Below are 14445 nucleotides of genomic sequence, written 5' to 3'. Positions count from 1 at the left end.
TTCATGTGGCTAAATGGATGACGTGGACCTAGCTACTCGCTACAGTAATCGCTTTTCGAGGTATCGTCTGCCGTCTTCCATCAGTTCTTGAAAAGCCATTTCATCACCGGTCTCCACGATGTTACGAAAACGTCCAACTGCTGATTCGAGAGCATCGAGCGACTCCATCCTAAAGTCATTGAGAGATTGGATTTCGAAGTATAGCTGTGGACTGTCATGAACAACGCGGCTGGCGACCTGCAGTTGTTCATCAAACGTTGTGCTCGAAAGCTCAGCCAAGGTTGGTGCTGCCTCACCGCTTTTGACAAGCGCTGTCATGAACGCGATGTTGGTAGCATGAGCCAAACCAAGAACCCAAGTGATCAGGCGGTCGTGACTCTCTAAATCCATACTGACGCGAACCGCCATCGTCGAATTAAAGAGGTCTTCCGCTGCCGTGGTGGCTTCTGATACGCCCGCGTCGATGAAGATTACATGGCGGCCAGACAACAGTTGTGTGTCTGGTCCGAACATCGGGTGGATCGACGTGACACGTATGCCTGCTTGTGCAAGCGCAGTAAGTCCTGGACGTACGGGGCTCTTTAGCGAGCCGATGTCAAAAACGATCCCATTTGGTGATCGTTCGGCTAATCCTAGGAGGATGACGTTGGAGGCGCGTAACGGCGCCGCTACCACGATGATGTCGTGGTTGAGGTCGAGAGATTCCCAATTAGCGCAGTGTGCATGGCCTTCGACCTTGCCTGCGGGATCAGCTACGTCTACTTGGAATCCCTGGGAGTCTAGGAACCTAACAAACCAGCGTCCCATTTTTCCAGCGCCGCCGATCACGAGGGCGCGTTGTCCCTCGCCACTGGCTTGGGTCACCACCTCATCATGCTCTTGAACCGTCAACGACGAGCGGATCAGTGACAAGACTAGCTGTTCGGCAAGTTCTGGTGCGAAGCCGAGCTCGGCGGCTGTCGCTCGGGACCGATTAATAACGGCTTTTTCTTGACGGTAGTCGCGGAGGGGGAGTCCGGCCGCACGTTTTTTGGAACCGATCGTGAGTGAAAGGCGCTGCCGTGCGGCGACGAGCGTCAGAATCTGCCGGTCCAGGTCGGCCAATTCTGCTCTGAGATCGGTTAGGGGCTTGGCCACGGCCAATTGTAGCCCAGCCTCGCCAAACAGGGATTTGGCAATGCGAAGGCGGCGATCGAATAAAGGGCGGGGTTGGGCATTCTGCCCTCGCCCTCGCAAGCAGCACGGATTCTGGCCTGTAGTGCTGCTCTAGTCTTAGGGAGGGACGCAACCCTTGAAATTAGGGCACCGGGTTCCGGCTAAGCGCTCTCCTAGTGTAGTATTACCCTGATACTCGGTTGGTAATTGGGGACTTAGAACAAGCGAGGAGCGCACGGATGTCAGAGAGACTTTGGTTAAATCGTAGAGCGTTTCTGAGGGGTGCGGGGATCACTGCGCTCGCTGGCGCTGCCAACTCGGGGCCTTCGCTGGTGACTCCTGTGCGAGCCGATTCGCTGGACCAGGCAGGTTCCACCAACTACGACTTCGATACGGTGTACGACCGGGTCGGGTGGAATTCTGTGAAGTGGGACGCGGCGATCGAAAGGTATGGCCGTGAGAATATTGATGTTGGCATGGGGATCGCGGATATGGACTTCCGCGCTGCTCCCTGTATCACTCGTGGGTTGGCGGAACGTTGCAAGCATGAAAACTGGGGCTACATGAGCACGCCTCGGAGTTTCTATCAGCAGATTGCTGACTGGAATAAGGATCGTTACGGGCTCGAAGTAGACCCCGAATCAATCACCCTCTCCGACGGCGTTCACCCGGCGCTGATCGCGGCGTTGAACGCACTCGCACCAGCCGGAAGTAAAGTGCTTTTGGGGACGGCCGTGTATAGCGGGTTTTATGGAGACCTCCGGTGGAGTCGGACCATTGCAGAAAATAGTCCGATGATTGTGGAAAACGGTCACTACCGGATGGATTTTGATGACCTTGAATCTCGGATGAGTCACGACACCGACGCGATGATCCTTTGCAATCCACAGAACCCGACGGGTAACTGCTGGTCGGAAGAGGATTTGTTGCGGTTGGGACGGATGTGTCTTGAGCATCGGGTGGTGGTCCTGTCTGACGAAATTCATTGTGATTTCGTTATGAAAGGGCAGAAGTACACGCCATTTGCAAGCTTGCCTGACAAAGAGGTCGTGGACAACAGCGTGACCTTCAAAGCTGCAAGTAAGACCTTTAGCCTCGCGGCTATGAAGGTTGCCTGGTTCTTTTCCACGAATCCCGAATATATGGAACTGATACGTGCGCAGCATCGGGCGAACACCAATACGTTGGGGGTAGTGGCTAACCAGGCCGCTCTGACTGATGAAGGTGCAGACTGGTTGGACCAGGTGAACGTCTACATTGACGGAAACCAGGACTTCGCTGAGCGATATATTCGAGAGAACCTGCCAGGGGTTGAATATACGAAGGCGGAGGGTACCTACTTGGCGTGGATTGATATTGGCGGAGTAGCTGAGCGCCTTGATGCGAAGCGTTTAGCCGAGGAGGCTACGGCGAATAGTGAAACGGGACGACCAGTGACGGCGGAAGCGATCGTGGGGAATTGGTTCATCGACAACGCGAAGGTCCAGTTGAATGCCGGGTCGTCCTACGGGCCAGGAGGTGAGAATCACATGCGGATGAACGTAGCCACCTCTCGTAAAATTCTCAAGCTGGCGCTTGATAACATGGCTGCTGCGCTCAACGACCTGTAGGCTTGTCAGAATACTTCGGTTAAATCGGGTCCGGCTCTGATAATAGGGCTGGACCCTTTTTTCTGGTCAGCACGTTTGTATAGATGGTGGTATCACTCGTGGTATGTGAGAGCCAAACATGAAGAAACAGAAACAAGTTGAGAGAATCGCAAGATCCTCGAATTCCAATTCTATGACTAGGAGGTCGGTGTTAAAGGCCACAGCGGCTTCGGTGATTGGCTATCAGTTGGCCGGTGATGCGGCAACATTGAATGCCTCACTAACGGATGAGAAGACTCGAAACCGTTACCAGCAGTCACACATTGCTGTGATTGGGGCTGGTGGGTTTGGCGGCTGGACAGCATTGAGCTTGCTCAGGAAAGGTGCAAAAGTCACTTTGCTCGATACTTGGGGACCTGGAAACGCTCGCGCCAGTTCTGGCTGTGAACGGCGAATGATTCACAGTCAACTGTACGCTGTGGGCAGCACGGGTTCGAATAAGGAGGTCTACCGACCTCTCTACATGGACATGATCACGCGCGCTCTTCAGCTGTGGCGTGAACATGAAAAACGCTGGAACCGACAATTGTATTTTCCCTGTGGATCACTGACTCTTCAACCCGAGGATGCCCAAGATGGCAGGGAAGCTCTTGCGTATATGCGTAAGCGGGGAACTGCTGTAGAGGAACTTTCACTGCAGGATTTAGAGCGTCGTTACCCGCAAATTAATCTAGAAGGGGTGTCGTGGGGATTGCTCGATGTTGACAGCGGATATTTGCGGTCACGACTGGCGTGTCAGGAACTCTTCAGAGGTTTTCTTGAAGAGGGAGGAGAGTATCGGCAGGTATCTGTCAAAGCCCCTGAGATAGATGGTAGTGGACTCGACAGCCTCAGTTTATCTGACGGCTCTCGACTGTCCGCTGACCAATATATCTTTGCGTGTGGACCCTGGCTTGGTCAGTTGTTTCCGGGAACGATCCGGATCCGGCCGTCTCGCGCTGAGGCGTTCTTCTTTGGAACACCAGTTAATGATCATCGGTATGATGACCAACACTTACCGATTTGCATAGACGGCACTCGAAGTCCAAGTGCTGCTGTTGTTCCAGATGGTGACTTTCGAGGATTGTTAGTCGAAGGTGGCCCTCCAAGAGTAAGGATTATTGATCCGACTACTGAAGAACGCGTTCCGACAGCGGATCTGATGGCCTTTCATCGGGAGTATCTGGCTCTTCGGTTTCCAGGCATGAAGGACGCACCACTGCTCTCGATGAGAGTGTGTCAATACGAAAATAGTGACGATCGCAATTTTGTAATAGATCGACATCCTGTAGCGGAGAATGTGTGGCTTATTGGCGGTGGTTCAGGCCATGGATTTAAGCACGCACCGGTAATTGGGGAGTGGGCGGCTGAGATGGTTTTTCGGGAGAGAGCCGTTGAACCTTTGTTCGGGCTGCAACGATTTACAGGACGTCTGGCATAATAAGCTGCCTAGGTTTTGGTGGTTACGACCTCTTTCTATGGATGCGGGAAGGCAAAAGGGAGTGATGCTGATGGCACGATTGAGGGCTAGAGCGGTGACCTGTCTGTTTGCGGTCGTGGTCATAGGCGTGGCTGCGACAAAACCCGAAGCGGTTGGGGATACCTGGAATCGGTTCCGCGGCCCAAACGGCTCTGGTGTGATTGAGGCCACCGGGCTGCCGCAAGACTTCGGACCAGAGACTAATGTTGTCTGGAAGACCACAGTGGCACCCGGCTTCTCTTCACCGGTAATTAGTGGAGACCGCCTGCTTCTTACGGCGTTTGAGAATGACCAGTTAATTACCACATCCTTAGATCGGCAGAGCGGACGAATTTTGTGGCGCCAGGCGGTGGAGCGGGCGCGTGTCGATCGACCGGATTCCCGTAATCATTCCGCTGCGGCTAGTGCCGCGGTCGATGCAGCTGGCAATGTCTACGTGTTTTTCGGGGAGTTCGGTCTGGTTGCGTATGACCGCGAGGGTGTTGAACAGTGGCGCCACCCTTTGGGCCCCTTTAACAACATCTATGGCATGGGTGCCTCGCCGATCGTGGCTGACAACCTGGTGCTGTTACCCTGTGATCAGCAGAATGGGTCGTTTCTACTAGCAGTTGATGCCGATACTGGTGAGGTGCGTTGGAAGGTGGACCGTCCTGAGGCGAAGAGTGGACACTCGTCGCCAGTTCTCTACGATCCCCCCGATGGGCCGCTACAGGTGCTGATGGCTGGCTCGTTTCTCCTCACGGCCTACGATGTGGCGACTGGTGAGAAGCGATGGTGGGTTGGTGGATTACCATTCGAAATGAAGTCGACTCCGGTGATGGACGGTGACACGCTCTACGTCCACGGTTTCTCCACGCCGCTCAACCAACCAGGCCGGCAGGTTGAGGTTGACAGTTGGGAAGACACGATTGCGGTCCACGATGCTAATGGTGATGGCCTAATCGCACCTGATGAGTTTCCTCAGGAGCGTACGCGAGGATTTTTCTCCTTTGTTGATCTCGATGCTGACGGCCAATTGGACGAAGATAGTTGGAACTACTATCGGGCTGCCATGATGAGTCTGAACGGGATGGTCGCCATCCGTCTTGGTGGGTCGGGGGACATGACTGAGGAAAACGTTGTCTGGCGGTACCATCGTTCGGTACCGCAGCTCCCATCACCGCTTTTGTATCAGGGCGTGCTCTACATGATCAACGACGGCGGGATAGCCACATCATTCCGTCCTTCCACTGGCGAGGTCATTGAACGCGGTCGGATCCGCGGCGCAGTGGACAGTTACTACGCCTCACCGGTTGCTGCTGACGGTAAAATTTTCTTCGTGAGTGAAATGGGGAAGGTAGCTGTTGTGCGACCAGGTGGAGGTTTTGAAGTTTTGGCGCTTAATGACCTCGGGTCCCCCGCGTATGCGACGCCGGCGATTGCTGATGGGCGGATTTACATCCGCACCGAGGAGACGCTCTGGGCATTCGGCGAAGACTAAGCACTTGAGAAGTGCTGACACCACCGTAGCATCTGGCCTCAATCGTGTACACCAAGGAAGTAGTTTGGTTGGCTAGCGGACCCCGCTTGACAGCGGCGTGTTGTTGATCGGAATCATGATGTGTGCACCTGGTGTGCCAGCACGCATCAGCCACGGTCGCCCTTGACCCTTCAGGGCGTTATCCCGCTGGCTGACCATCGAGACGCCGACTGCTTCTGAGGTTGCACCAGGTACCATCATTACCCAAAGCAACTTAATCCTCCGGTCGTCGTGTCGAAGTGCATACATCATCGAACCGAAGGCTGGTGGGGGAAGCGTGCCTGACTGACGTGCAGCGACGATTCCTGCTTGGACCTCTCCAGGGGATTTGCCCTCGGCGCGGAGTCTCGCCATAAGATCGAATTGAGGAGCGAGCATCTTACTGTAACAGCTTGTCTGCATGGCGTCTGCGTCCATCGGCTGACACTCCACCTGGTTCGTGCCCTGGCGCAGCACCTGACGGGCACCGGTAGTGGGGTCATAGGTCACCACGGTCGCGCCTGCCTTGAGGTCTTCGGGCAGGGGAAGAGCGGCATCAGTAATCTGCTGTTCGGTCGGCTGGGCTTGGACGCTGGTCTGACCAGCTAGCGGGCTACCGATGAATGCGACGACGATGAGACTCCGAAAAAGTTTTGTAATCATTAATTCGCAATCGCTAGCGACCACTCGACAGAGGTGTGTTGTTGATCGGAATCATGATGTGCGCACCTGGCGTACCAGCCCGCATCAGCCATGGCCGTCCCTCCCCCTTCAGGGCATTATCCCGCTGACTGACCGTCGAGACGCCGATCGATTCCGGCGTCGCGCCAGGCACTAGCATCACCCAGAGAAGCTTGATCTGTCGGTCGTTATGCCGCAACAGATACATCATTTCCCCGAACGACGGTGATGGGAGCGTACCTGCTTCACGCCCGGCAGCAATCGCTGCCTGGATTTCTTCGCCGGATTTGCCCTCGCCGCGAAGCTTCGCCGTGAGCTCCCGTACCGGGGCGCTGCTTCGATTACGGCAGAACGTTTGCTGGCTCACCGGGTCTGGGGGCTGACACTCGACCTGGTTCGTGCCCTCACGGAGAACCACTCGGGCACCAGTGTCCGGGTCCGTGGCTACTACGGTCGCTTCAGCTTTCAGGTCCTCGGGCAGTGGCAGAACTGCCTCAGCGATTTTCTGCTCGACCGACTTATTCGACCATAGCGTGTTGTTGATTGGGATCATGACGTGTGCCGCTGGCGTGCCAGGACGCATTAACCAGGGCCGGCCCTGACCATTCAAGGCGTTATCCCGCTGGCTGTCAGTCGAAACACCGATCGATTCCGGCGTTGCACCAGGCACCCGCATTACCCAGAGCAGTCGAATCCGGTCGTCTTTCTTATAGAGACGATACAACATAGTTCCGGAGGGTGCTTCTGGAATGGTACCGTCCTTGACGGCAGCAGCAATCGCGGTCTGAATTTCCTCAGGGGACTTACCCTCGGCCCGGAGCTTGGCCGTTAGGTCGTTTCGGGGCGCGAGTATTTTATTGTAGCAGCGAGTGAACCCGGTTTCCGGGTCCTCAGGTTGGCATTCCACGATGTTTGTGCCTTGACGGAGAACCTTTCTGATGCCTGTATCGGGCTCGTAAGTTACGACTGTTGCGTCGGCCTTCAGGTCCTCCGGTAGAGGCAGAACCGCATTGGTGACCTCCTGGTCGACCGATTGAGCCTGAGCAACGGCGGGCCCGACCAGGACACCACTTGTCAGAACGACTGCGAGTAAGCTAAGGACACTCTTCATTACGACCTCCGTAGACCGCTAAGCGATCATTATTGTTCGCGGATGTTGGGCATTGTGCTCAAGGAACGTCTTCTTGACCTCAAGCTCCGCCGCGGTTGGCTGAACGGTGCCCTCGATGTCAGTTGCACGGGAAACGACCGTATGCTCTCCAGGAGTGGCGCCGTGCCAGTCGCAGGTAAAAAACTTCCACGAGTATTTTTCGCTCGTGGAGGGATCCATGGTGGCCGGCTGCCATGAGCCATCATCCACCTTTACCTCGACCGACCGGATCGGAGTTCCGTCATTCAGGACGACACCGAAAACTTGGTGGCGGCTGCCATTGGAAGTCACCCGTGCCACAAACGACTTCAACTGAGTGGTCGAAATATCAGTTTCCTTCCACTTCATCTCGCCGTTGACCATTTCTCCCTTCAACGTGCGATAGTGGCGGGCTTGAAACTTGCCGAGATACCGGTTCTCTTGGACGTGAATCTCAGCGAGCCATTTGACGAGAGCCATACCGTACCAACCCGGGACAAGCAATCGTAGTGGGAAGCCTTGATGGCGTGTCAGCGGCTCGCTGTTCAGTGCGTAAACCAGAATCGGGTCAGATGACAGTGCCTTCTCCCTCGCGAGACTCCGACCATACTGTTGTTCCACCGTGAACGTTTGGCCTCGGAATTGGACTTCCTCTTCACCGCGGTCGGCTCCGAAGAAGACGAACTCCTTTGCGTCAGGCTTCACGCCAGCGCGGTCCAGTACCGTTCGCAGCGGTACACCGGTCCACCGTCCATTGCCGGCGAGACCGTTTATAGGACCTCTGTTACCAGAGCATTCGAATCCGACGACAATTTCTTCGCTTGGCATCGCGCGCAGTTCGTCAATTGAGAAAGATAGTGCTTGGTCGACTAGGCCAGAAACCCTTAGCCGGTAGGTAGCAGGGTCAATGACCGGGTGCCCGTAATGCTGTGTGGTAGCGAACTGATCAGTAGGGGTGAACTGACCGTTTTCTGGGATCGTCCGGATATCAATAATGCGTTGCTCGGGACCCCGCACGAGGGTAAGAGGGTCGGGTAGGTCGGTGAATGGGACGAGCGTCTCGCCCTGCGCGAGCGTGGGAAGCACCCATTCCGGAATGCCGAGGATACCAAGTCCGGCTGCTGCGAGGCCGCCTTTCAGAATGTCCCGTCGATTGCTCTGTATCGTCATTTCCGAACCCTTTCTGCATCAGGCGGTGACAAATGCCCCGCAACACACCGTCAAGTTTTATCACGATCTGGGTCCCAGCGTAAGCACTTGTCATGTGGCCCGGTCGGGAGAGGAGTTAAGTGCCCCGGCAAGCTGCATGTATGATCAGGGCACTTGACAGGACCGCCGTTGGTTTAGGTATCTAGGAGACAGATATGCAATTCGTAACTCGGTCTATCGGACTTTCGTTCGTGCTTGGTATTGTGACCACTCTCATCCTGACCGGAGTTGTGAATTCACAACAGCCCGGTCGGCAAATTCTTGATCCTGGTGGTCCCGGAACAGAGAACCCGGAACGTGCTTACAGTCGAGGTGTGCGGATTGGGAATACACTTTACGTCGCTGGGAACACGGGGCAGGTGGCAAACACGGGTAGCCTCGATCGGGACCTTGAGACGGAGATCAGAAGTCTACTCGACGGTTTCAAGAGCAATGTTGAAGCAGGCGGTATGACGATGGATGACTTGGTCTGGGTGCAGATCTTCTGCACGGACCTTGCGCTATACGACATGTTCAACGAAATCTACCGGAGCTACTTCAGCGGGCCGTTGCCGTCACGTGCCTTCATCGGGACCAGTACACTTCTTGGCAACTCCCACTTCGAAATCATGGGCACTGCGGTGGACGAATAGATCGCCACAGTCGTGCTCTAGACACCGCAGCATCGTGGGTCTCAGTCGGCGCTCGCGTAGGGGTATGGGTATGCACCCATACCCCTTCGATTCCTCGACTCTGTTGACAGTAGCTAGGGGAGGGTCACCATGAGGTGCGCACTTGCCGTACCCGCCTGCATAAGAAACAGGACACCATCTGTTCGCTCAGCCGGCAGACTGAGGGATTCATGGGTTGCGTATGGCACCGTAACCGTTATGTGCGGGGTCGCACTTTCCTGATCGTCGCCCCAGTTGTAGTAGTAAATCGAGCCGAACACCGGAAGCTCCCGCGTGCCTGCCTTTTCGGCTGCGGCGTCCAAAGCTTCCACCTCTTCGCGACTGTTGCCAGCTCGGGAGAACGCGAGGTTTTGTTCGTATCGTGCTAGATTGCCTTTATTGGTGCACTGCACAAAAAATGGGCGTCGGGGGTTCTGGCCTGAACGGTCCCAGCAAATAAAGTCGTTACTGCCCTCGCGCAGCATTACGCGATTGCCGTCCGCATCCCATGTCACCACCGAGGCGTCAGCCTGGGCTCGAGCGGGTGCTGCCGATATGGCCCGTGCGATAGTTTCGTCCGCGGTTTGAGCATTCGCGGCAGCCGACACGGTCAGGACTATACAAGCGAACTGTATGATGCGCTTCATCACGTTACCTCCATTATTGCGAATCCCGCCCGGCTCTTGGCCCAGCGAGACGCCTAGAGAGGATTGTAGGCGTCTTTAGCCGCCTCTGACAATGGGGTAGGTGCTGAGCGGGTCTTGTGAGGTGTATAGTCAGAGCCTAGCGCACGTAAACTGGCGGTCCAGCGGGTAGGGGTTCACACAATGAAGAATATTGCGATGACGCGTTATTTGTTTGCGTTCGGTACTTTCGCCGTGACACTCGTGTCGGCTGTGCCTGTCGTCTCACAGACATTTCCTACGGACGATCCGGTCCTGCGGCAGATGTGGATAGAAGGGATAGAGAATTCTCAAACCGAGGTTCTAGCTCAGGTTCTGTTTGACGAAATTGGGCCGCGCCTAACTGGGAGCCCTGGTCATGAGAAGGGGAATGAGTGGCTTGTTAGCACGTACGACAGTTGGGATATCACTGCTGAAAATCAGGAATATGGCACATGGATGCGGTGGCGGCGTGGCCGTGCCCATGTTGACCTTGTCGAGCCGAGGGTTCGTACCCTTGAGATGATGAGCCTGGCATGGAGTCCAGGCACTGGAGGTCAACCGGTTCGTGGCGAAGTGGTGGTTATGCCGAACGTTTCTAACGTTACAGAGTTTGAGGCGTGGCTCCCAAACGTGCGCGGAAAATTTGTCGCCATTGCTTTTCCGCAGCCGACATGTCGACCTGACGCGGATTGGGAACGTTGGGCGACTGAGGAGTCGATTGTTGAAATGCGGGACGCGCGCAGTACGGCGGAGGAAGCATGGCGCGATCAAATGAACCGGGTCGGGCTTGAAATTCTCGGGCGTGGCTCGGAGACCGCAATTGCTCAACGTTTTGAACGTGCGGGTGCGACCGGTGTTATCGCGTCACGTTGGTCGCAGGGATGGGGTGCGCATCAGATGTTCGCTAGTGGCACCGAGCGGATGTTAGCGCTGACAGCAGGTTGTGAAGACTACGGGTTGTTGCATCGGCTGGCCGCAAACGGTCAACACCCGGTGATCGAAGTCCTCTCCGATGCTGAGTTCCTCGGTGAGGGTCCGGTGTCCAACGTCATTGCCCGGCTCCCCGGAACGGAGTTCCCCGACGAGTATGTCGTGCTTTCAGCGCACTTCGACTCCTGGGATGCGGCGTCGGGCGCCACCGACAACGGCACGGGCACCCTCACCATGCTTGAGGCGATGCGTATTCTTCGGGCGACCTATCCCAATCCGAAACGCACAATTCTTGTTGGGCACTGGGGTGGAGAGGAACAGGGCCTCAATGGTTCACGAGCTTTCGTCGAAGACCATCCTGAGGTGGTCCAGAATCTCCAAGCCTTGTTCAATCAGGATAACGGAACCGGACGGATTGTGAATGTGTCCAACCAAGGACTAATCGGCGCCTCGGGATATCTTGCACGATGGTTCTCTGGACTCCCGACAGAATTTTCAGAGAATGTGGCCTTCAATTTTCCAGGCACTCCTGGCGGTGGTGGTAGCGACTATGCCTCATTCGTCTGCTATGGTGCCCCGGCCTTCAGCCTGAGGTCGCTTAATTGGAGCTACAGGCCGTATACCTGGCACACAAACCGGGATACCTTCGATAAGGTCATCTTCGCTGACCTGCAGCGCAACGCAACCCTATATGCCATGCTGGCCTACATGGCGTCGGAGGAGGGGATGCGCTTACCTCGGGACCGTAGGACCGAGTTTCCTGTAAACCCAGCGACGGGTGAGGCCGGGTCGTGGCCGGAGTGCCAGCCGGCGCGCCGCGAGTGGTCTGAGCGGAGGTAAACGTTAACAGCGCAAGGCTTCGGCGCACCGTCGTAGCAGGGTGAAATAGTTGAAGGATAGGGGCGTAGCAGGCAAGAATCCTACGCGACTCCTGGCCTTCTCACCCTCACCAACTTACTGGTCAGCGGGTTCGAGCCGAACAATCGGCGTGAGTGCACCACCGCGGCCCTCGATGGCAACGTAGATGTAGCCATCTGGTCCCTCGCGCACGTCACGAATCCGGCCGATTCCTTGAATCAGAGTTTCTTCCTGTTCAATCCGTTGTGCGTCTTCACTGAGGGTAAGGCGCGCCAACTGCTGACCGGCCAAACCTCCAGAGAACATATTTCCCTGCCATTCCGGAAAACGGTCTCCACGATAAATCATCAAGCCTGAGACTGCGATTGATGGTACCCAGAAGTGGTCTGGGTGTTCCATATCTTCGCGCATTGTCCCCTCATGAATGGCCAGGCCTGTCCGGTAGTTCACACCGTAGCCAATCACTGGCCAGCCATAGTTCAATCCGGGTTCAATACGGTTGAGTTCGTCCCCGCCTTGTGGGCCATGCTCGGTAATCCAGACGTCATTAGTATCGGGGTGAATGACGAGGCCCTGCGGATTGCGGTGCCCATAGCTCCATATCTCAGGCCGCACATCGGTTCCGGCCTCACTTTGTTTGACGAACGGATTGTCGACTGGTATGCGGCCGTCATCATGGAGTCGAATGATCGTGCCGTGGTGGTTTGAGACATCTTGGGCCGGATGGTTCTCTAAATCACCGCTGGTGGATGCCTGGCGTTCTCCGACACTGAGAAAGAGCAAGCCATTCCAGTCGAACGCAAGCTTCCCGCCATAGTGCCCCCTTCCTTGTGACACTGCGAGGAAGATTTCCTCAAGACCCGATAGTTGATCATTTTCGAATCTGGCCCGCACAACTCGCGTAGTCGAGCCGCCGGAATTTGGATGCGCGTAAGCCAGATAAAGTAGACGGTTCGAGGTGAATTCTGGATGTGGCAGAACATCGAACAGGCCGCCTTGGCCCTCAGCATGAACTTCCGGTACACCCGGCACCGAGTCTGGGAGGAGCACACCGTCCCGTATGATGCGAAGCCGTCCAGGTCGTTCAGTGACCAGCATGTCACCGTTCGGTAGGAACGTGATTGACCACGGGATCTCTAGTCCCTCGGCTACGGTAACCACGCGATAGCTGTGGTGGGCCGAACCGATTGACCCTGACTGTGCCCAAACGGCTGTTGCCATCGTGAGGAACAGACCCGCGGCTATTAGAATCAGCGATTTCCTGACCATCTCACTCTCCTCCGAGAAACTCTTTAAACGAACACTAAGAAATTAGAAGGTTAAACATATTGTAATGCGTCCTCTGGAGTTTGTGGGGTGAAGTCGTGCTGTCTTGGGGGAAAAGCCGATGCTTGGAGTTACACGATGCTGGAAGTACCAGAATGGGGCATCAACGACATCGCGTGTTGTCTACGGGTGTGAGACGACGTGGGCACTACAACCGGTCAGCGGTATAATTCGGCCGGAGCGTTTGAAAAACTAAGTTATTGCACTGCGTGACGCCTATGTCGCCGCTGGAATTCTTCGAATGGTTCGGAAATACGCCTTGGAGCATTGCTCTCCTTGAATCGCTGTGGGTCTATCCCATAGTGGAGACAACCCACGTGTTGACTTTATGCCTATTTCTCGGCCTGATCGCGACATTAGACCTGCGCCTAGTGGGCCTAACTCTGCGGCGAGTTCCAGTGTCTGAGGTAGCCGGACGTCTCTTGCCGTGGGCCCTAGGCGGCTTTGCATTAATGGCTGTGAGTGGATTACTTCTGTTCTATTCCCATCCTGTGCGTGCATACGAGAACATCTTCTTTCGTATCAAGATTGTGATGCTTGTCTTAGCTGGTCTTAATGCTTTTGTTTTTCACACAACGGTATATCGCCGGGTCACTGACTGGGATCGGGCACCGGTTGCGCCCCTCAGGGCGCGAGTGGCCGGCTACCTCTCCCTCGTGCTCTGGTGCGGAGTGGTCGTCGGGGGACGGATGCAAGCCTACAACTGGTTCAATTGAACTCTGGATGATAACGATGTCTCTTTTACCCCTGTTTGAGTGGTCCGGTCAGACAGCCGTCGGGATTGCGATGAGTGGCTCGGTATGGATGTTCCCGGTAATTCAGTGTCTTCACTTGTTGGCACTTGCGATCCTGGGCGGTACGGTTTTGGTAGTCGACTTGCGGTTGCTTGGCTTGGGGTTACGGCATCAACCAGTGTCCCAGCTGGCGCATGACATCCAGCCATGGCTGGTCGGCAGTTTGCTGGTGATGTTAGCCACGGGTGTGCTGCTTCTTACCTCGGACACACTTCGCGTTTACTACAGCCCGCCCTTTTGGTGGAAGATGCAGTTCCTGCTGCTTGCGATGCTCTTCACATTCACTGTGCGACAGAAGGTTGTGGGGTTACACATGAAAACCAGAGGGTTCACGATCGTCGCTTGTGTCGGACTGCTGCTGGCCACCGTGCCAGTGGTTGCCCATCATTCCTTTTCTGCTGAGTTTGATGCTAATGCTCCGGTCGAAGTGACGGGGGCGGTC

At 55.6% G+C, this 14445-nt stretch carries 13 protein-coding genes; 7 read left to right on the top strand and 6 right to left on the bottom strand.

Translation table 11 applies throughout. From position 1 onward, the window contains the following. Positions 1–39 precede the first annotated feature (39 nt). Positions 40–1137 (bottom strand): prephenate dehydrogenase/arogenate dehydrogenase family protein, encoded by a 1098-nt coding sequence (locus QGH09_05115; GenBank protein HJO17561.1) that lies wholly within the window; start codon positions 1135–1137, stop codon positions 40–42. Positions 1138–1394: 257 nt separating this feature from the next. Between QGH09_05115 and QGH09_05110 the strand changes: the two genes are divergently transcribed. The 3 genes from QGH09_05110 (at position 1395) to QGH09_05100 (ending at position 5743) form a co-directional block, all read left to right on the top strand. Beyond that, on the top strand, positions 1395–2765 hold the full coding sequence (locus QGH09_05110) for an aminotransferase class I/II-fold pyridoxal phosphate-dependent enzyme (GenBank protein ID HJO17560.1): 1371 nt from the start codon (positions 1395–1397) through the stop codon (positions 2763–2765). A 172-nt stretch (positions 2766–2937) separates the two neighbouring features. Continuing rightward, positions 2938–4224, top strand: coding sequence for an FAD-dependent oxidoreductase (locus tag QGH09_05105; protein ID HJO17559.1), 1287 nt, complete (start codon positions 2938–2940; stop codon positions 4222–4224). Positions 4225–4294: 70 nt separating this feature from the next. After that, positions 4295–5743: a PQQ-binding-like beta-propeller repeat protein gene (locus tag QGH09_05100; protein HJO17558.1), complete on the top strand. Its 1449-nt coding sequence runs from the start codon at positions 4295–4297 to the stop codon at positions 5741–5743. A 72-nt stretch (positions 5744–5815) separates the two neighbouring features. Here the strand turns inward: QGH09_05100 and QGH09_05095 are convergent, their stop codons facing one another. From QGH09_05095 to QGH09_05085, 3 genes are read right to left on the bottom strand one after another with little or no spacing between them, the layout of a single operon-like run. Then, on the bottom strand, positions 5816–6424 hold the full coding sequence (locus QGH09_05095; GenBank protein ID HJO17557.1) for a hypothetical protein: 609 nt from the start codon (positions 6422–6424) through the stop codon (positions 5816–5818). Between the two features lie 13 nt (positions 6425–6437). Further along, complete coding sequence (locus QGH09_05090) at positions 6438–7553, bottom strand: hypothetical protein (GenBank protein HJO17556.1); 1116 nt, start codon at positions 7551–7553, stop codon at positions 6438–6440. 18 nt (positions 7554–7571) lie between these two features. After that, on the bottom strand, positions 7572–8741 hold the full coding sequence (locus QGH09_05085; protein HJO17555.1) for a molybdopterin-dependent oxidoreductase: 1170 nt from the start codon (positions 8739–8741) through the stop codon (positions 7572–7574). A gap of 194 nt (positions 8742–8935) precedes the next feature. Here QGH09_05085 and QGH09_05080 point away from each other — a divergent pair, with 194 nt between their 5' ends. After that, entirely contained in the window at positions 8936–9412 is a 477-nt protein-coding gene (locus QGH09_05080) for a RidA family protein (GenBank protein HJO17554.1), read from the top strand. Positions 9413–9525: 113 nt separating this feature from the next. Here QGH09_05080 and QGH09_05075 read toward each other — a convergent pair whose 3' ends face one another. Then, the gene (locus tag QGH09_05075) at positions 9526–10077 is read right to left on the bottom strand and encodes a hypothetical protein (GenBank protein ID HJO17553.1); all 552 of its coding nucleotides are present in this window, start codon (positions 10075–10077) and stop codon (positions 9526–9528) included. A gap of 180 nt (positions 10078–10257) precedes the next feature. Here QGH09_05075 and QGH09_05070 point away from each other — a divergent pair, with 180 nt between their 5' ends. Beyond that, entirely contained in the window at positions 10258–11865 is a 1608-nt protein-coding gene (locus tag QGH09_05070) for a M20/M25/M40 family metallo-hydrolase (protein ID HJO17552.1), read from the top strand. A 114-nt stretch (positions 11866–11979) separates the two neighbouring features. Here QGH09_05070 and QGH09_05065 read toward each other — a convergent pair whose 3' ends face one another. Further along, a complete protein-coding gene (locus QGH09_05065; GenBank protein ID HJO17551.1) occupies positions 11980–13152 on the bottom strand; it encodes a PQQ-dependent sugar dehydrogenase in 1173 nt (390 codons plus the stop codon). A 275-nt stretch (positions 13153–13427) separates the two neighbouring features. Between QGH09_05065 and QGH09_05060 the strand changes: the two genes are divergently transcribed. Further along, complete coding sequence (locus QGH09_05060; GenBank protein HJO17550.1) at positions 13428–13925, top strand: DUF6644 family protein; 498 nt, start codon at positions 13428–13430, stop codon at positions 13923–13925. A gap of 16 nt (positions 13926–13941) precedes the next feature. Continuing rightward, positions 13942–14445, top strand: a 504-nt coding sequence (locus QGH09_05055) for a DUF6644 family protein (protein ID HJO17549.1), incomplete at its 3' end; no start/stop codon positions are given.

It is taken from the genome of Vicinamibacterales bacterium, from assembly GCA_036012125.1.
In the GTDB taxonomy this organism is placed as follows: domain Bacteria; phylum Acidobacteriota; class Vicinamibacteria; order Vicinamibacterales; family UBA823; genus UBA11600.
Note: the sequence above shows the minus strand (reverse complement) of the source record. Positions and strands in the feature narration are given on the sequence as shown.